Below are 17840 nucleotides of genomic sequence, written 5' to 3' on the forward strand. Positions count from 1 at the left end.
TGGGACTGCCTCGGTAATCTGGCGCGAATCATCCATGATTCGTCAAACCAGCGGAGAGCATGCGATGTTGCTGCAATGCAGGCGAGTATATCTACGAGCTAGACATCCATTCGCTTTCATATTTCTCATAATCACATTATCCTCCTGCGGCTGGTTTCACGAGACGCTAGAAGTTGACCCTACAGCTATAAACGATGCTCGCCAGATTGGCACAGTAGTCCTGCACGCCAAATCGGAATATACCTGGGAGAACAGTACGCAGATCGACGAGATTTTGGTCATGGACGTTGGGGCGTCAGACTCCAAGGAAGCCGAGATAGAAGCACACTCGCGCCTGATTCAGCAAGGATGGACTGAACTGAACGCCGAACAAGTGGAATCACGTAAAGGGAGACACGTAATTGTTTCGCTTGATTCATTGGATGGCCTGGAGGCATATGGCGCCACTCTGCAGGCCGAGATAGAAAAGGCGGTCCAGGCAGCCTCAAAAGAGGCTGACACTCTGGTGATCGTGGATCTGGCTCCAATGGAGTAGAGCCAGGCTGACCAATTATCTGATTTCTGAGGCTGGATTGGCCTCCGCCTCCAACACTCGCCTCCTGATCACCTCGCACGCCGTCGACTCACCGCGTAGCGGCAGCGGGCCGGGGACGGAGTGTCAAGCTCGGCTTCGCGTGTACGTTCGCCGGTCGCCGTTCCTCGATCATGCATTGTCCTGCGGTCAGAGCCGGGCTTGATACGGAGGAGCCGGTCTGCTGGGCTTGCCTGAGTCGATGGTGTGCGAGGTGATCAGCCCCCAGCCACCCATCAACGTCAAGTTCCGTGTGGTGATCACCTCGGTGCCAGAGCGCTCCCGCCGGAGGCATGCTTTGACCTCATCGGCTCAGTCCGGGAGTCGACATCCCGCATGGTGCTAGTGGATGTTCTGCGCGCGGTTCTGCCCGCGTTCGATGGTGCGGCGGGGTGGCCGGGCGGGACCGGCCCGGAGAGGCCGCACGCCCGCCCGGACCGCCCGGCCGCCCGCCGCCCATCGGGCGGCGGCTTGAACCCGTATAGAAGGTTGTAACCACTCCCGAGTAGGTGGCCGCCGCCGTCGCTCGATCCGCGCTATCGGGCTCTGAGGGGCACCGACGTGTGGATGTCCCAGCGGTAGACCCACTCGGGCTCCAGGACTCGGTTCTGCACGATCAACGCCACTCGATCGACGTTGACGTTCACTGCGTTGGCTTCGACCCTGCTGAGAGCGTCGATGTACGGCTGGGCCGGGCCTGGTGTGTTGAAGTAGGTCAGGCTCACGTGCGGGCGGAACCCCTTGACTTGCTCGGCCGCTGTTGACGCGTTCCCCGTGACATCGGCGATGCCGTTCCTGACCTCGCCCCAGAGCTGATGCAGTGGCTCTGCTGGTGTGGGAGCCAACACCACAGCCTCCCCGATGACCGTAGGCCGGCGAAAGCTCAGCTCGATAGGGGCAACTCCCCCCAGGCGTACGCCTACCGCCTTAGTTACCTGGTCAAGCAGTTCTTCAGGCACCTCGTCGACGAATCCCACCGATTGCACGGTGAGATGCAGCCACTGGGCCGGAATCGGGTTGTGCCCGCCGATCACCGAGAGGGCGCTTTGGTAGCGCTCCGCGAGCTGGTGCAGTTGTGGCGCGCACTCGAAGGTCAGGCGCCATGTGTAGATCAGGCGGCCCGGATGCCAGCCCTGTCGTGGCCACCAGTGCGAGCGAACCTCGTCGACGTTCTCGATGGCCATCGACGTGCCTCAGATCTGGGAGGGAGCGTCGGGGACGTTCGGCTCTTGGTCGATCAGGTACTCATCGATGATGGCTACCCGGTCTGCCGGCCAGATCGACTCCGACACCTCCAGGACCGTCTCATCTTCGGCTCGGGCGGTGTGGATGACGTGCATGACCTGACCGCCCTGCGGCAGGCCGAGGGTGACGGCCTCCTCTGGAGTAGCGCTGCGGGCGATCCACTGGTCGCGGGCGTGGTGGTATCGCTTGCCGCTCAGGTCCTCGATGCACAGGAAGAGCGCCTTGGGGACGACATCGCGTTCCTCCAGGGACGTCCCGCGTGCGATGTCGGCGGGGATGTAGTCGCCGAGTACCAGGCTCGCGGTGTCGTCCACTTCCACGCCGTGATCCGGCTGGACAGCCGCACCCTGGACAACACACCAGCCCCACCACCGATCTGGGCCACTGTCGTGCTGCTCGACGACGCGGTCCACTCCGCTGCTCGCGCCGTACACCTATCCGCGCCCGAGCTCGGCCAGCCCACCCGCGAACTCGTCTGGGGCGACCAGCTCGACGTCAAGCACATCGACACTGCCGACTCCGGCAACGACGACATGACTGAAGTGAAGGTCGCGGGCTACATCGCCAAGTACGCAACCAAGGCCGCCGAGTCCTCAGGCACCCTCGACCGGCCCGTGACCAGCGCCACCATCCTTCAACTCCACCGCCTCGACATCGCCGACCACCCGGCCCGCCTCATCCGCACCGCCTGGAGGCTCGGCAACCCGATCACTCATCCCGACCTTGCCCACCTGCGCCTCCGCGACTGGACCCACATGCTCGGCTTCCGGGGCCACTTCTCCACCAAGAGCCGCACCTACTCCACCACCCTCGGCGACCTACGCCAGGCCCGCATCGACTGGACCCGCGCACGCCTGCCGTACGACCCGGAAGCCACCTTCGTCCTCGGCCACTGGCAGTACGCCGGACAGGGCTTCACACCCGGCGAATCCGCCTTGGTCGCCTCCTTCGCGCCGGAGGTCCGCCATGGCTGATGACACCCAGCTCTACCGCGTACCTGACGCCATGCAGAAACTCCGGATGAGCCGCAGCGTGATCTACGAGCAGCTCCGGTCGGGCCGTCTCCGGTCGGTCAAGCAGGGCCGCTGCCGTCTGATCCCGGAGAGCGCCCTGGCCGAGTACATAGTTCTCTTGCAGCGGGAGGCGTCATGACCAAGCGCCGCAGCCGCGGGACGGCGGCCTGCACTGGGACGAGGAGCGGCAACGCTGGATCGCCTCACTCACGGTTGGCTACACGCCTGCCGGGAAAGCGCATCGTCAAGAAGGCCAGCGGCAAGACCAAGACTGCCGCCAAGGACAAGCTCAAAGAGATCGTCCGAGACTACGAGGATGGCCTCGCCATCGCTCCCGGGGACTACACCGTCGAACGGGCCGTGAACGACTGGCTGACCTACGGCCTGAACGGTCGCGATCCACGGACTGTGGAGTCCTACGCGATCCTGTGCAGGAAGCACGTCATCCCTGCCCTGGGCAAGCGCAAGCTCCGTGACCTCAGTGCCGAGGACGTGGACAGGTGGCTGGCGGACAAGGCGAAGACGCTCAGCACCCGTACTTTGCAGATCATCAGGTCTTGCCTGAATCGCGCTCTCAAGCGGGCGATGGCTCGCGACAAGGTCAAGCGGAACGTCGTGGAACTGTGTTCAGTCCCCGCAGGAAAGGCGGGGCGACCGTCGAAGGCGCTGACGTTCGCCCAGGCAGACGCTGTGCTCAAGGCTGCGACCGGAACAAGGCTGTACGCCTACGTGGTGGTGTCCCTGCTCACTGGCGCGCGTACGGAGGAACTCAGGGCTCTGACGTGGGATCACGTCGATCTGGAAGGAGATCCGAAAACCGTCCCTCCCGTGCCTCCGCATGTGGCGGTGTGGCGGTCGGTACGTGCGGACGGGGACACGAAGACGCGGAAGTCCCGGCGCACGCTCGCCCTGCCTCGGCGCTGTGTGGAGGTACTCCGGCAGCATCGGAACGACCAGCGCCGCGAACAGGACGGCTCCTCGGCCGCAGAAGGGTTGGCGTTCGCCTCATCGACCGGTACGGAGTTGGACGCCTCGAACGTTCGGCGTGCCTTCCGCATCGTCATCAGGGACGCCGAGGGCCTGAACCCCGCCGAGTGGACGCCACGCGAGCTGCGCCACAGCTTCGTCTCGCTGCTCTCGGACAACGGCATCCCGCTTGAGGAGATCTCCCGGCTCGTCGGACACAGCAGCACGGCCGTGACCGAGGCCGTCTACCGCAAGCAGATCAGGCCCGTCCTCCAGACCGGCGCCGTGGCAATGGACCACATCTTTGAGGGCGGCGCGGAGCCGTAGTCACTCAGTTTGTCACGCAGAAGGCCACCTCCAAATCGGAGGTGGCCTTTGAGCTGGTCGGGGCGACAGGATTTGAACCTGCGACTTCTTGCTCCCAAAGGGGATGACGAGTGTCCAAGGCGTCTATGTCGTCCGTACGGTGCTGGTCAGGGCCTTGCTTTGTCCATCCCATCCACGCCATAACCCGCTATCCGGGCGGGTCTGTGAGACGCCTGTGAGATGCGCCACCGCTCCAATGCCACTCTGGGCGGGTGCGGGGCGGTGAGACCGCCAAGTGCCGTAGCTGGTGGGCTCTCCCGAGTGGTGGACGGAGCTGCCTCGAGAGATTACCTTGTCTGGGTAAGTGGACAAAGGAGTGTGTGGTGATCCGTTACGTCGGGGTAGGCGTGATCGCGAAGTGGTTCGACGTGTCGCCCGGGACGGTGACGAAGTGGCAGTCGCGGTATGCGGAGTCGCATCCGACGCCGGCGCATGATGCCGAGATTGAGCCGGACGGGACGAAGGGCTGGCTTCCGGAGCGTGAGGCGGAGTGGCGAACGTGGGCGGACGGGCGTCCGGGGCGGGGTGCTGGAGGGGGTCGCCCGCCAAGGGCGTAGACGCCGTTTTGTGATCGTGGGGCTTGTCGTCGAGACAAGCCCCATTTTCTTTGTCCGCGATGCTGGACAAGGTTCCTAGGGAGCATTAACGTTGTCCGTGATGACGGACAATGTTTCAGGGGGACACCAGTGACCGCCACCCTCACCACCCGCGAGATCGCCCAGGCCCGCCGCGTCTCCCTCAGCACCGCTCAGCGTTGGGCCCGAACCGGCAAGCTCGACGCCATCAAGGTCGGTGGGCGGTGGGTCATCACCAGTTCCGCCGACCTGACCGCCTTCAAGCCCGTCCAGGTGGACAAGGCACGCGAGCTGATCGAGCAGGGCGGCATCGTGCCGACCAGCCGGACCGCCCTGTTCCTGGCGGTCAGCACAGACGGCAGCGCCAACTACCTGGTCGACCAGGCCGAGCACTCCTGCACCTGCAAGGCCGGCGCGCGCGGCATCCCCTGCTACCACCTGGCCGCCGCCGACATCATCGTTGCCGCGTAAGGGAGGACACGTGGACCCCGAAAGCCTGCTCTACGACCTGTGGCAGCCGATCACCGATCCCGTCGAGCGGATGCTGTGGCACGACGAACAGGACGACGAGTAACCAGGCAGACCATCACTTCGGCATCTCCCGAAGCGATAGCGGGCGGGCCAGGTGCGTCAACACCTGACCCGCCCTTGGCCCCAACCTGATCTAAGCAGGAGGAGACCCATGGGCAGTATGCCCGAGCCCACTGTCCGCGTCCCGGCGGGGACGCTCATCGACCTCATGGAGTCCCTGAGCGGCGCCGTCGACGCGCTGGCCAAGGTATCCAGTGCGATCGACACCATGATGCCCGACCAGGGCCGGCGCCCCGCCAGCGCGTCGGCACCGGTCGTCGACCTGACCGCGTACCGCCGGACCCGTGGGGGTGCGGCGTGAGAGGCCATCCAAAGCTGCCGTCCTGCCCGTCGTGGTGCCGCGATGGCCACGAGACGCAGACGAGCCGACACTTCCGAAACGTCGACCTCGTGAATGGGCCGCCGTTCTCATCCGTCACCGTCGAGGTGAACATCCTGGCCGACGGCGACGGCGAGCCGTACGTACGTGTCGGCATCCACGACGAGCAGGCGCACCTAGTCAGTGACGACCCGTTCGACACCAGCAGCTTCCACAGGCTCGACATGAAGACGGCCGCGGCATTCGGATTCGCGATCGTCCACCTCGACCCGCGCGGCGTGCGCGAGGTCGGGAAGCTCCTCACCGAGGCTGTCCAGATCGTGAGCGAGACGAACCAATGAGCGCCACCGCAACGGTCTGAACGCATCCTCGCCCCGAACCGTCGTCGCCCTTCCTTAGGGCGGCGGCGGTTCTTTGACGCTTAGCCCTCAACGTTTACGGTCCGCAACCGATCCAACACGACGCCGCGAATATATCCCGGTGCCTAGTAAGCGTCTGTACCGGTAGAGAGTCGTGACAGTCGTGAGGACGCCTACTTCTGCCCACATTGCCGCAGGTCAGCGCCAGCCCGCAAGATCGAAACAGCTCACGACTCCTGTTTTGAGAGTCGTGATTGGGCGCTCAAGAGTCGTGATTTCGCGGCTCAGAGTCGTGAGCAGAGTCGTGAGCAACGGTCCAACTGCCTCATCTGGCGCCGGACATCCCGACCATCGGAACCGCCGAGTGTCGCTCGGTAGCCGGTTGTGACCTTGTGGCGTCGTGGCGGCTTCGGCGCCCGCTGCTTCTATGGAGATCGTGCGCCTTCTACGGAGAGCCCTTGCCGCAGTCACCCTTACTACCGCTGCCGCCGGCATCGCCAGCGCCGCCTACCAGACATGGGGATCACAGCGGGACCGGCGCCGCTACCCGCCGCCCGGCCGGATGGTCGACATCGGCGGCCGGCGCATCCACCTGTGGGAAGCCGGCGAGGGGTCTCCCACGGTGGTGATCGTGCCTGCACTCGGCGAGCCCTGCCTCGACTTCGCCCCCCTCTTGCCCGACCTGGCCAGCGAGACGGCGACGGTCGTGTTCGACCGGGCCGGGCTCGGCTGGAGCGACCCGGCATGGTCGCCGATGGCGCACGTCGACGCCGCCGGCGACCTGCACACCGCGCTACACCGAGCAGGCATCGAGCCGCCGTACATCCTGGCTGGCCACTCGATGGGCGGCTGGGTTCTCCGTCTGTTCGCCTCCGCCTACCCCGACGAGGTGGCCGGGATGGTGTTCATCGACTCCAGCCACCCGGACCAGGCCGACCGGATACGCGGCTATCACTGGCGGACGCTCAAGTACGCGATGATGCGCCGCTCCAAGTGGTACGGCGTGCGCCGGCTGCTGGTAGATCTGGGGGTGGCGTCGTCGCCGTCGTACGACGGGCCGGCTGAGTATGCAGACGCGCGGGTCGCGCTGGAGTTCGGCGACCGGCAGCGGCGCACCTCGTGGTGGGAGCTCGCGCTGCGCGTGCAGATCGGTGCCGCCGTCAGCAGGAGAGCAGGGACGCTCGGAGACATCCCGGTGACGGTGCTGACGTGCAGCGAGGACAACCCAGATGCGACGACGGAGAAGGAACGGGCGTACGCTCGCTGGCACTTCGGAGTCTGGTACCCGCTTCAGGCGGACCTGGCGTCACTCTCCACGGACTCGAAGCACATCGTGGCCGAGAACGCCGGCCACTACATACACCACGACCAGCCGGAACTGGTGGTGGACGCGATCCTCGACTTGGTTCGGCGCACTCGGACGTGATCGCCGGTGTTGCTTCCGACCGTCCCCGCGCTGAACATAGAGCGCGACTGCCGCGGTCCAGACGCTTGGAGGCCCCAAATGGCACACCTCCACTTCGAATGCTGGAACTGCGGCGAGGACTGCCTTGTCCAGGGCGAGGCGTGCAACTGCTGCGACCTGATCGAAGTGCCGGCGGAGTGGTACTGCTGGAACTGCGGCGCTGAAAACTCGACCCCCGACGATTAGCTATTGCCCGGCGGCCCTGGTCTCCCGTGCGATTCGGTTGAGCAGGTCGCGCGCCTCGTCTCCGTAGATTGCGACGCGCGCCAGACGATTGAGGACGTCGGTGTAGATCTGGACGTCGCGCGGGTCGCTGATCGTCAGCTCGGCGTGAGTCACCTCCGCGAACGCGACCGACTCCTCATCGTCGGCACCCTCGTAGATGGCGAACTCGCTCCACCCGATTGCCTCTCGGATGACCCGGTCGAATGGCAGTAGGCCGATGGTGACGTTGTCCATGTCGGCCAGCGAGGAGATGCGCCCCATCTGCGCAACCAGGATGGCCGGCGGTCCGGGCGGCCTGGCACGGAGGGCACCCTCCGTGATGAGGAACTCGAAGCGTCGGTCGGAGTCGTAGAGGACGTCCTGCCTCTGGAGCCGGCGGGCTAGGGCCGCCTCGTGGTCCTGGGTGCCGGTGACGTCGGCGAGTTGAATGACTCGCCGCGCGTACTCCGGCGTCTGCAACAGCCCAGGTACGACGATCGTCTCGAAGTGGCGCAGGACCCGGGCCTGCTCCTCAAGGTTCCCGATCCGGTCCTGTAGGTGGGTGCCGTCGCGGAGGGCGGTACGCCATGTCGCAACTTCGGTGTAGGCAGCCTCGGCCAGTTGGCCCATTCGGGTTTGGACGTCAGGCGCTGCTCCCGTCAGTGCGGCCCACTTGGTGATCTCGTCCTGCGTCGGGACCTTGAGCCCGCGCTCGATCCGGGATACGGACGTTTGGGCGATCTCCAGGTGGGCCGCAACTTCGCGACCGCTCAGGCCTGCGCGCTCGCGGAGTTTCCGCAGCTCAGCCCCTAGATACTCGCGCTGATTGCGGGGTTCGGTTCCGCGGGCGCTCATCATGCTCCTTTCCTTTTACGCCGGTTAGCCCTGCCAGTAACCGGCACCTCTGGCGGTGAAGTCGTTCAGCGGCATCGACGCCTCCCAAGCGATGTCGCGCACTCGCTGGTAGGCGGCAAGGCGCTCCGGGTCGGTGACGAGCTTGTTGCCGAGGTGGCGCCCGTCCGCGTCGTAGTGGAGGGCGAGGCCGTACGCCCCCGGTGTCCCGCCGTCGAACAGCCAGAAGTCCTCACGCAGGTCGAGCAGTGACGGGTTCTCGTTGCGGAGGGCGATCCGGATCTCCTCGCCGGCTGCGGCGTTCTCCAGGTATCCCGCGACCTCGAACCTGAGGTAGTCGACCAGGGGTAGGTCGACGATGTGGACGCGCGACCAATGTTTGCCCGCGGCGGTGGTGACGGCGATTCGGCGCAGCCACGGGTCGGTGCGGACGGACCGGTCGGGTAGGGGACGACCCTTTAGCCACAGCTCCAGGTCTGCGTCCTCTTCGGGGACGATGTACTGCTGCTGCGTCTCCAGTCGGAACGCGGAGACCTGAAACCGGTCATAGCAGGTGTCGAGGTCTTCGGCCGTCACGGGGTCGCCTCAGCGCGGAGTCGGTCGGCGAGTTCGAGGATCAGGTCCGGGGGGACGCTGACCATCGACTCGCCAGCGGGGAGCCCCTCGGTTTCCACGGTGTAGCCCTGGATGCCGAGCTTCCCGTCTGCGAGCTCGTACGCGGTGGGGCAGTTGCCGCTACGGCAGTTGCCTGCGAGCACTCTCATGCGCTCCATGATCGGGCCTCCTGAGTCGGTGAGTCTAGGCCAAGCAGCTTCACTCCCATGGTGATAGACGCTCTTCTGATGTCAAGGCGGCGTGAATTCGCAGCGTTTTCCTATCTCCAGAGATACAGGCCCCGGTCTTGTGCTCTTTCTCCTTGACCTGTGAGCAAGAGTGAGTCACTGTTGAGTCGAATCAAGCAAGCGCCGGATCTGACGGGATGTCCGATTCGGTCCGGCCAGTGAGAAGGGAACGCCCGTGCGCCGAGACCTCGGACAGCCTCGCCCGCGTCGCGAGCGCCTCTTGAAGCCTCAGGCCGTGGCAGACCAGTTCGACGTCTGCGTTCGCACAGTGATCGCGTGGGCGACGAACGGTCGTCTGGCATACATCCGGACTCCGGGCGGCCAGTACCGATTCCGCCCGGCCGACGTCGACGCGATGGTTGACGCTCCTGCCGAGGTGGCCTGATGGCCAGCACAAACAAAGAAAAGGCGGGCCTGGTGTCCGACCACCTGACCCGCCCGACGTCCCAACCCCTGCAACACCAGGAGGAGACCTTGTCCAACACGACCATACCCCAGCCGAACTGTAAGCCGTGGTGCGTCCAGCACGACCCCGACGGCGACATCTGTATCGCCGAGAACGTCGAGGCGGGCGACCACACGGTGGGGCTGAGCTTCCAGGCCGACGAGGGCGTACAGGTCCACGTCGACCGGTTCGACGGCACGGTGCCGCTCGCTGAGGGCGGGCATCTGGCCAACGCCATCCTCGCCCAGATCGCCAGGACGCACCCCGCCCCGCCCTCGGTGGAGATCCCGCCCCGGGTTGCCAAAGCGGCGGCTGACGCCGGAGGCCGGGTGATCGACACCTACGTGCGAGAGTGGCACGCAGAGATCAAGGCTCACGAGAACTACGTCACTTCGCGTGCGGCAGGGACCGCCGAGCCCGCCGCGTGGCTGGCCGAAGACCCGTGCGACGTCTGGTGTGTCGATGGTGTCGACCACACGCCGGGCACGCACCCGGACGACCGCGCCCACTTCAGCCACTCCGTCCTGGTCCCGCTGAAGACCATGGCCCCGATCGTCGTGAGCTACCCGGAGCGGTGGGAGCCGCCCCAGCTCGCGCTGTCGCTGGAGCGCAAGTACCGGGAGAAGGAGCCCCGCGTTGTGTTCCAGGTCGGTGACGAGACCGTGGCCTGGAGCACGCTCACTGAGGCGGAGAACATCGCCCACGCGCTGCTCGGCCTGATCGCCGCCGCCCAGGGTTTGGAGTGGGGGAAGGTCGTCCCGCTGCAGCACGAGCCGAAGGCGTGCGACGACTCCACGTGCATGTGCCACGAGCAGCTCTTCGCGCCCACCTGCGGCAGCTGATCCTCCTGCCCCGGAGCGTCCCTTCCCCGGCGCTCCGGGGCCCCTCCCTTACCCGCCCTCCTGAGAGAGGCGCACATGACGAACTACGTACACCAGCCCTTCACCCTGTGGGCGACCGGCACAGAGCTGAACGTCCACGCCGGGTTCCTCGCGTACGGCATCGACGCCCCCGCCATGGTGGAGCTGGTCTTCCCCCTTCACGACGGCAGCGGCGAGGTCACCAGCTACACGGTGCCCCGCGAGCTGCTGGCCGCCGGCCTGCAGCACTGCGCCTCCTGGCGCGGGTTCACGGTCCGGCCGGACGACAGGCCCGACTGGCTCGTGGTCACGCTGCCCGGTCTCGGCGACTTTTACGCCGACGCGGTCGTGGTGCTGCAGTTCCTTGACCACACCGCCGAACTGGTTCCCATGGAGGTGGCCGCGTGAAGACCGCAACCACAATCCCGACCAACAGCACGGACTCGCCCGTGCGCGCCTTCCGCGTGGCGGTTCGCGACGACAGCGACACCGGGCTCGGCTTTCTGCACAGCACCACGCTGCTCACGGAGGCGCGCGAGGCGCTCACGCGGGTCCGCCGCGCCTACCCGCGCTCGGGCCTTCAGGGCCTGTTCAGCGACCACGACCTCGGGGACTGGCTCGACGTCACCGAGGACGACCTGAACCGGATCGCGGATGTCACCGCCGCGCACACCCTGGCCTACATCCTGACCATCAACGGCCTGCCGCGCATCACCTGGTACCTCAACAGCGGGGACGCGGGCGAGCTGACCGGCTCGGCGGACAACGACGTGCAGGTGAACGCGTACGCCGCCGTGCTGGGCCTGGAGATGCAAGAGAGTGAGACGGGCCGCAGCACCCTGGTCTGCGCAAAGGGCACCTTCCAGGGAGTTGCCGTCCGTGTCTCCTGCTACCGGCGTACGCCCTTGTCAGTGGACATCGACGTCAGCGGCGAGGTGGAAGCGTGACGACCACCGACCCGTTCACCACTCCGGCCGAAGCCGAGCGTGCGGCCCGCGTCGAGCAGGCGCAGGACCTTCTCGCTCGCGCGGCGGGCGTCAAGCACGTCGCCCGGTCCACGTTCGACGGAAAGGTATACCGCTACAACTACGTCGACGGCGTCGCGGCGGTGCGGGACGCAATGGTCGGCCAGGGTCACGCGATGCTGGCGGTCCGCGGCGAGCTCGCCGACATCGCAGCCTCGCTGCGCACGCTGGCCGCACTGCCGGCGGCGGTGCAGTGGCTCGGCGACAGCGTGACCGCCGTCAAGGACGAGGTCGCGGAAGTCGCCGGTGAGGTCTTGGGGTGCAACCAGGCCACCACGTTGGGAGCGATGGATGTCGCCGCCGCGATCCGCGAGGCCGGCGAAATTCTCGAAGATCGCCTGGCTGCCATCGAGGAGGCGCTGTCGCGCCCGCGCTGGTGGCAGTGGCGCCGGCGCCGCGAAGTTCGCCGCCAGCAGGCCGCGATAGCCGAGGCCGTGACCGCATCCCAGACAGATCCGTGGCAGGTGTCGCCGTGAGCCGCACCGAAGCGATCGCCGACGTGGTGATGTGGACGCCCGACTCCCAGCCGACCGAGGCGTTCTTCCGCTACTCCGTCGAGGACCCGTTCGCCGTGGTGCTCGACTTCGTGGACGACGCCCGCCGGGTCACCACCTCGTACCGGTTCGCCCGGCTGCTGCTGATCGCCCGCGTGACGCAGCCCGTCCACGACGTGCCGTGCGACCTGGTGGTGATCGACCCGTCCGTGACGCCCGGCCTCACCGCGTTCATCCTGGCCGCCGACCATGACGCCCTGCCGATGGAGTTCATCACCGACACGGCGCCGCTCCAGGAGTTCCTCAACGCCACCTACGACCTGATCCCGGTCAGCGGCGAGGGCGCCTGGCTGAACGTGGACCACCACCTGTCCGCCTTCCTCGCCGGGGGTGCGGCGTGACGGACACCAAGCAGCCCGCACCGCCTCCTCCAGTCGAGCAGGCGGCGGCGCACGTGGAAGAAGCCGAGCCGGTCGTTGTCGAGCACGAGGCAAGCGACGGCCGCGGCGAGCGCGTCCCCGTCCGCGGCAAGAAGCAGGAGGAGGACGCCGAGCCCGGCATCCCCGCCGGCCATCTCGTGATCGGCGCCATGTCGACGCTGGTTCTCGGCGGGTGGGCGTTGTGGGAGTGGCTCGGCACTACGGGAGTGCTCCTCGCCGGCGGCGGTGTGGCGGCAACGGGCGGCGGTTACGGCTACCTGCGGTGGCGGGCTGCGCACCCGGACCGGGCCCGCGCGCTCGGCTCGGCACTCGGGTTCGGCCGGGACCGCCGTACCGGCCGTCATGGTGGTGGCGGTCATGGCCTGCTCGATGGGCTCGGCGGCGGCCGGGGCGGTCGTGGCGGCGGCGTGGGACGGCGGATGTCGTTCGGCGGTGGCCACAGTGGCGGGCTGGGTGTTGGACACGGTCGCCGCTCCAGCGCCTCCTCGCGCATCCCATCGCTGCTCGGCTCCGGCTCGGGCAGTCACCGGCCGAACGGCCGGCATGTTCCGCTCTCTCGTACGCCTGGCACCACGGCGGCGGGACGGGCTGCTCGGCAGGCTCTCGGCCGGTTGAACAGCGCGTTCAACATGCCGGGCGCCGGCCGGAACCGAGGCGCGTTCCGTCCCCTCCTCGGAGGCGGGCACGGCGCCGGCGGTGCGGGGTTCCACGGCCGCGGCGGGATCGCCTCGCGGCTGGCGCACGGCACCGCCGCGGCGATCGGCCGGGGCGCCCGGCACGCTCGGGCGCAAGGGCGCGGCATCAACCGCGAGTGGACCGCCGCCACGCAGCAGCTCGCTGACGGCGGAGGGCGGGGCCTGCGGCGCGGCTGGCGCAGGGCTCGACAGCACGGCCGAGCCGTCAACAACGCCTGGACCGCCGCGGCAAAGCGGCTGGCGACCGGCGGTCTGCTGGGGGCGGCCCGGGTCAGCGGCCGGTTCCTGCGCTGGGCTGACCGGCGTACAGGCCGCGTCACCTCGGGCGGCTGGTCGGCACTGGTACGCGGCGACCGCGAGCACTGGGATGCACTACGCGACGCCTACCGCCGGTGGGACGCACAACTGCTGTTCGGCGTGCTCACCCTCACCGAGTGGGCGACCCGCGGACTACGCGGTCTGTGGGGCCGCTGGCGTAAGCGCCGCAACCCGCCCCCGCCTGACGACGACACCCCGAACGAGGCGGCGCCAACCCCGACGCCGCCTTCCCAACCGCCCGGCCTGATCATCACCGGGGCCCGGCTGCTCTACAGGAGGAACACGTCTATGTCCGGTCTCATCATGCCCGGGGGCCTCGTCTCCCCGCTCGTGGCCATGTCCGCCGAGATGGTGTCGGGCGTCGCCCGATTCCTGCCGCCCGACATGTGGTGGGTGGCCGCCGACCTGCAGCAGCTCGAGAACGTGACGGGCAACGTGGCCGCCGCGCTGCGGATCTACTCGCGGAACCTGGCGGTCGGCTACCCGATCGACCACCGCATCGTCGACATGTTCGACGAGTACTCCACCACGGTCGGCAAGGCGAGCGACTACGCGATGGCCATCGCCTCGGCGTTCGAGCAGGTCCACGCCGACGACATCAAGCGCCGCACCCAGCCGCGCACGAACGAGCACCTCTGGAACGTCTGACCAGCCCGATCGGGAGGCGAGGAAACCCCATGGCAGCACGCAAGGACCAGAAGCGGCCCAAGGCCGACTGGTCGCTGGCCTCACGCGGCGCGATCTCCAGCGCCGCCGTGGGGTTCCTCGGCCTGGCTGCCGCCACCAAGGTCGGCCACATGATGGAGCTCGAACCGTACTGGGCTGGCCTGGCCACCGGCGCGGGCGTCCTCGGCTCCATCGTCCGGTCGATGGGCGCCAACTCCTCCACCCCCAGCGTCATCTTCAAGCTGCTGCGCGTTCTGGTTGCGGGCGGATGGTCGACCTTCGCCTTGGCCACCGAGCCGACTCTGAATGGGATGCTGGCGCTCGGCGTCGCGGCAGGTACGGCCGCGGCGCTGGCCCCGTTCTACGAGACCGGCCCCGCGGCGACGACCACGCCCGGCCGGGCGGTGGTGCTGCGCAAGACCACCAAGCTGGCCGAGGAATGGGAGCAGCGGATCCTCAGCGTCACCAACCTGCGGGTCACCATCGACGAGGTGTCGCACTGGGCGACCGGATCCGGCTACACCCTCTACGGGTCGCTGCCGGTCGGCGCCACCCGCAAGAACCTCGAGTCCCACACCGATGCTCTCGCCGAGGCGGCCCGGCTGCCGAACGGCTGCGGCGTCGAGGTGCTCGGCGGGGAAAGGCGCGGCCTGTTCGTGATGAACGTGTCCACCGTGAACCGGCTCACCCAGGACGTGCCCTGGCCTGGTGAGCGGGTGATGGGCAGCATCAACGACCCGAAGGCGCTCGGCGACCACCGCGATTCCACCCCGGTCCTGGTGCATCTCCGCGAGGCGTCAGCGGTCGTCGTCGGTCAGCGCGGGTCCGGTAAGACCACCACCCTGCACGGCCTGACGTGGGCGTCCGGCATGAACAGGGACTCGCTCGTGTGGCACATGGACCTCAACGGCGGCGGCCTGTCGCAAGCCTGGCTCCGGCCGTGGATCGACGGCGTCACCGACCGGCCCGCAGTCGACTGGGCGGCCGGCGACCTCGAAGAGGGGCTGGCCATGTCCGAGGTGATGCTGGAAATCCTGCTCGACAGGAAGACCACGTACGCGCACCTGAAGTTGGACGCCGACACCGGGCTCATGCCGGTCGGCGACGGCCTGATGGCGCCGGTCGCCATCCAGTTGCTGGTCGACGAGGGCGCCGAAGTGCTGTCGCCGCAGCAGCGCGACCCGCTGAAGAAGCAGCTGCGCGACAACATCGAGGAGATCCAGCGCATCGGCCGGGACGGCGCCGGCAACGTGCTCGTGTCGAGCCTGCGCGCCACACAGGACATGCTCGCCCCGAACATCGTCCGGCAGGCCACGCTGCGCATCGGGATGCTGTTCCAGGACCCGGCCGAGTACGCCTACCTGTACGGCTGGGGCTTCCCGTACACGCTCGACGACCTGAACGGCAAGGGCACCGGCTTCATCCAGACGTTGGAGACGCCGATCCGGCCGTGGAAGGCGGGCAACCTGCTGCCGTCCGCGATCCGCGAGGGCGCCATCTACATGGCCAACCACCGGCCGAACCTGGACGCGGCCGGCGTGGCGATCGGCGGCGACCTGTATGAAGGCCGCCTGGAGCGGATGAGAGCCCGGTTCACGCCTGGCGCCGACCTGGTGGCGCTGCCGACGACCTTCCTGCAGCGGCACGGTATTGAGCTCGCCACCCCGGCTGTCCCCGGAGCGACGGCAGCGACGGCAGGACGCACTGCTGCTGCGGCTGCAGGGCCGGCCGCTCCGCCGCACCTGAAGGTGCTGCAGGGCGGGGCCGCCGACATCCTGGCCCGCTACAACCTGGAGCCCGACCGCGTGCCGACGCCGTTGCGCGCCGAGCAGGTGCACGCAGTCGAGGCAGCGCCCGGCCGAGTGGCGGTCGAGGATGTGGCGATACCTGCGCTGTTGATGGACCTGTTGGACCTGTACGCGCGGCACCGGGCCGACCGCCTGCACTCCAAAATGCTGGCCGCCGCACTCGGCATCACTCAGCAGAGGCTCGCCGCGCTCCTGCAGCCGCTCGGAATCCGCCCCATTCCGGACGTCTATTTCCGGGGGCACCGCGCTCGTGGTTACGCCCGCTCCGACATCGAGCAGACGGCCACCCGGATCAGGACCGGACAGCTTGAAGTGCCGCCCGAGGTAGCCGAGTGGAGGGTGTCGTGACCCCCACGACCACCACGACCCACCACCACGGGGCACCACCACGACCACCACGACCACCACGACCCGCCCCCACGACCACCACGACCGGCCCACAGCCTGCGGAAACACGCCTCGACAGGGACGTCCCGTGGTGGTCGTGGTGGCTCACCCCACCCCCCTCTCACGCCCTTCTGAACGCCGAAACCCCCACACCTTGACCGACCACCACGACCACCACGGTTTGAAGATCTAAGGAGAACTCCATGACCGCCTCAACATCGACGGCCAAGCCGCACGGGCTACGCCTGTGGTGGTGGATCCTGATCCTGGGCTGCCTGATTTCGGTCGTGCTCAATATCTGGCACGCGGTCACCTTGGAGACCCACGGCAAGGGACATCCGGTGCTCGGCATCATCTTTGCCTTGGTGCCGGTCCTGTTCGCCGCACTGCTCTCCCACGGGTTGGTCAGCCCGGTCGTGGCGCAGTGGTTCAAGTGGCCGATCCTGGCGCTGTTCGCGATCGCCATGCTGACATCGATCTCGTCGCAGGCGGCCGTGCTCGCGCCGTACGGCGGCGGCTACGGCGGGGAGTGGTCCATCCCGATCGTCCTCGACGCCTCCACGCTGCTCGCGTTGAACGCCATCACGACCGCCGCGACCAAGGCGCGCGAGGCTCTCGAAGAGGCCGACCGGGAGGCCGAGCTGGCGGGCATCAGGGCGGACATCAGGCCCGCTTTGGAGGCGGACATTCGCGCCGAGTACGAGGCGGACATGCCGCGCGTGCGGGCGGACATCGAGGCGGGCATCCGGGCCGAGTTGGAGGCGGACATGTCCGCCCGAGTAGAGGCCGCGAGGGCGGACATCGAGGCCCGCGCCGAGGCGGACATGACAGTCCGCCTGGAGACTGCGGAGGCGGACATCCGGCAGCGGGTCGAGGTCGAGATTGAGGCCCGGCTACGCCGCGAGATGGCCGAAGCGAGCAAGAGCCAGCCACACCGGAAAGCGCTCCCGCCCGGCTCTAAGAAGACGAACGGCAACGGTCTGAGCAGCAAAGACCGCGCCAAGATCCTGCTCGGCCAGAACCCGGAGATGACCGGCGGCGAGCTCGGCAAGGCGCTGGGCCTGGATCCGCGTTCTGGCCGCCGCCTGCTCGACCAGATCCAGAGCGAGCAGGGCGGCAGCACCCCCGGCGGGGGCGGACATGACGATCCGAAGGGGGCGGACGGGGCGGACATGTCCGCCTCACATGTCCGCCTTCGCGCCGTGCCGCGTCCGCCTGAAGACGCGGACATGTCCGCCCCTTCCAACGCGGACATGTCCGCCCCTTCCAACGCGGACATGTCCGCCTGATGTCCGCCTCCCGCGGCGACGTCATCCCGAACCGAAGGAGATCAC

Annotated in this window: 23 protein-coding genes; 18 read left to right on the plus strand and 5 right to left on the minus strand. The window is 67.7% G+C overall.

Features of this window, described 5'->3' with window-relative positions; all coding sequences use genetic code 11:
* The first annotated feature begins 34 nt into the window (after positions 1-34).
* The gene (locus tag KME78_RS59195; RefSeq protein ID WP_219539097.1) at positions 35-535 is read left to right on the plus strand and encodes a hypothetical protein; all 501 of its coding nucleotides are present in this window, start codon (positions 35-37) and stop codon (positions 533-535) included.
* Positions 536-1107: 572 nt separating this feature from the next.
* Here KME78_RS59195 and KME78_RS59200 read toward each other — a convergent pair.
* Together KME78_RS59200 and KME78_RS59205 are read right to left on the minus strand one after the other, a co-directional pair.
* Positions 1108-1755 (minus strand): 2'-5' RNA ligase family protein, encoded by a 648-nt coding sequence (locus tag KME78_RS59200; protein ID WP_219539099.1) that lies wholly within the window; start codon positions 1753-1755, stop codon positions 1108-1110.
* A 9-nt stretch (positions 1756-1764) separates the two neighbouring features.
* The gene (locus KME78_RS59205) at positions 1765-2136 is read right to left on the minus strand and encodes a UTRA domain-containing protein (RefSeq protein WP_219539100.1); all 372 of its coding nucleotides are present in this window, start codon (positions 2134-2136) and stop codon (positions 1765-1767) included.
* Positions 2137-2139: 3 nt separating this feature from the next.
* On the opposite strand from KME78_RS59205, the gene KME78_RS59210 reads away from it, so the two are divergent.
* The 8 genes from KME78_RS59210 to KME78_RS59245 all read left to right on the plus strand — a co-directional run bounded on the left by KME78_RS59210 (position 2140) and on the right by KME78_RS59245 (position 7656).
* On the plus strand, positions 2140-2790 hold the full coding sequence (locus tag KME78_RS59210) for a replication initiator (RefSeq protein WP_219539101.1): 651 nt from the start codon (positions 2140-2142) through the stop codon (positions 2788-2790).
* Positions 2783-2968, plus strand: a complete 186-nt coding sequence (locus KME78_RS59215) for a helix-turn-helix domain-containing protein (RefSeq protein ID WP_219539104.1) — start codon at positions 2783-2785, stop codon at positions 2966-2968. The genes KME78_RS59210 and KME78_RS59215 overlap by 8 nt, the downstream gene beginning before the upstream one ends.
* 74 nt (positions 2969-3042) lie before the next feature.
* A complete protein-coding gene (locus tag KME78_RS59220; RefSeq protein ID WP_219539106.1) occupies positions 3043-4122 on the plus strand; it encodes a tyrosine-type recombinase/integrase in 1080 nt (359 codons plus the stop codon).
* Between the two features lie 725 nt (positions 4123-4847).
* Complete coding sequence (locus KME78_RS67760; RefSeq protein ID WP_219539108.1) at positions 4848-5207, plus strand: helix-turn-helix domain-containing protein; 360 nt, start codon at positions 4848-4850, stop codon at positions 5205-5207.
* Between the two features lie 211 nt (positions 5208-5418).
* Positions 5419-5628, plus strand: a complete 210-nt coding sequence (locus KME78_RS59230; RefSeq protein WP_219539110.1) for a hypothetical protein — start codon at positions 5419-5421, stop codon at positions 5626-5628.
* An 89-nt stretch (positions 5629-5717) separates the two neighbouring features.
* Positions 5718-5987 (plus strand): hypothetical protein, encoded by a 270-nt coding sequence (locus KME78_RS59235; RefSeq protein ID WP_219539112.1) that lies wholly within the window; start codon positions 5718-5720, stop codon positions 5985-5987.
* A gap of 454 nt (positions 5988-6441) precedes the next feature.
* Complete coding sequence (locus KME78_RS59240) at positions 6442-7431, plus strand: alpha/beta fold hydrolase (protein WP_219539113.1); 990 nt, start codon at positions 6442-6444, stop codon at positions 7429-7431.
* 78 nt (positions 7432-7509) lie between these two features.
* Complete coding sequence (locus KME78_RS59245) at positions 7510-7656, plus strand: hypothetical protein (RefSeq protein WP_219539114.1); 147 nt, start codon at positions 7510-7512, stop codon at positions 7654-7656.
* Here the strand turns inward: KME78_RS59245 and KME78_RS59250 are convergent, their stop codons facing one another.
* Genes KME78_RS59250 through KME78_RS59260 form a run of 3 tightly spaced genes read right to left on the minus strand, consistent with a single transcriptional unit; the run spans position 7657 to position 9290 of the window.
* Positions 7657-8532: a helix-turn-helix domain-containing protein gene (locus tag KME78_RS59250; protein WP_219539116.1), complete on the minus strand. Its 876-nt coding sequence runs from the start codon at positions 8530-8532 to the stop codon at positions 7657-7659.
* Between the two features lie 21 nt (positions 8533-8553).
* On the minus strand, positions 8554-9102 hold the full coding sequence (locus KME78_RS59255; protein WP_219539118.1) for a DUF6879 family protein: 549 nt from the start codon (positions 9100-9102) through the stop codon (positions 8554-8556).
* Positions 9099-9290 (minus strand): hypothetical protein, encoded by a 192-nt coding sequence (locus KME78_RS59260; RefSeq protein WP_219539120.1) that lies wholly within the window; start codon positions 9288-9290, stop codon positions 9099-9101. Before KME78_RS59260 ends, KME78_RS59255 begins: the two co-directional genes overlap by 4 nt.
* Before the next feature lie 253 nt (positions 9291-9543).
* Here KME78_RS59260 and KME78_RS59265 point away from each other — a divergent pair, with 253 nt between their 5' ends.
* From KME78_RS59265 to KME78_RS59305, 9 genes are all read left to right on the plus strand, one after another.
* Complete coding sequence (locus KME78_RS59265; protein ID WP_219539122.1) at positions 9544-9753, plus strand: helix-turn-helix domain-containing protein; 210 nt, start codon at positions 9544-9546, stop codon at positions 9751-9753.
* On the plus strand, positions 9753-10655 hold the full coding sequence (locus KME78_RS59270; RefSeq protein WP_219539124.1) for a DUF6907 domain-containing protein: 903 nt from the start codon (positions 9753-9755) through the stop codon (positions 10653-10655). Before KME78_RS59265 ends, KME78_RS59270 begins: the two co-directional genes overlap by 1 nt.
* A 75-nt stretch (positions 10656-10730) precedes the next feature.
* The gene (locus KME78_RS59275) at positions 10731-11081 is read left to right on the plus strand and encodes an SsgA family sporulation/cell division regulator (RefSeq protein ID WP_219539128.1); all 351 of its coding nucleotides are present in this window, start codon (positions 10731-10733) and stop codon (positions 11079-11081) included.
* A complete protein-coding gene (locus tag KME78_RS59280) occupies positions 11078-11620 on the plus strand; it encodes a hypothetical protein (protein ID WP_219539130.1) in 543 nt (180 codons plus the stop codon). The genes KME78_RS59275 and KME78_RS59280 overlap by 4 nt, the downstream gene beginning before the upstream one ends.
* Positions 11617-12174 (plus strand): hypothetical protein, encoded by a 558-nt coding sequence (locus KME78_RS59285; RefSeq protein WP_219539131.1) that lies wholly within the window; start codon positions 11617-11619, stop codon positions 12172-12174. Before KME78_RS59280 ends, KME78_RS59285 begins: the two co-directional genes overlap by 4 nt.
* Positions 12171-12593: an SsgA family sporulation/cell division regulator gene (locus KME78_RS59290; RefSeq protein WP_219539132.1), complete on the plus strand. Its 423-nt coding sequence runs from the start codon at positions 12171-12173 to the stop codon at positions 12591-12593. The genes KME78_RS59285 and KME78_RS59290 overlap by 4 nt, the downstream gene beginning before the upstream one ends.
* Positions 12590-14293 carry a hypothetical protein gene (locus tag KME78_RS59295; protein ID WP_219539133.1) on the plus strand — a complete coding sequence of 568 codons (1704 nt, stop codon included), beginning with the start codon at positions 12590-12592 and terminating at the stop codon, positions 14291-14293. The genes KME78_RS59290 and KME78_RS59295 overlap by 4 nt, the downstream gene beginning before the upstream one ends.
* A gap of 29 nt (positions 14294-14322) precedes the next feature.
* On the plus strand, positions 14323-16467 hold the full coding sequence (locus KME78_RS59300; RefSeq protein ID WP_219539134.1) for a hypothetical protein: 2145 nt from the start codon (positions 14323-14325) through the stop codon (positions 16465-16467).
* A gap of 242 nt (positions 16468-16709) precedes the next feature.
* Complete coding sequence (locus tag KME78_RS59305) at positions 16710-17795, plus strand: flotillin family protein (RefSeq protein ID WP_219539135.1); 1086 nt, start codon at positions 16710-16712, stop codon at positions 17793-17795.
* Positions 17796-17840 lie beyond the last annotated feature (45 nt).

The organism is Nonomuraea guangzhouensis, from assembly GCF_019396345.1.
GTDB classification, from domain to species: domain Bacteria; phylum Actinomycetota; class Actinomycetes; order Streptosporangiales; family Streptosporangiaceae; genus Nonomuraea; species Nonomuraea guangzhouensis.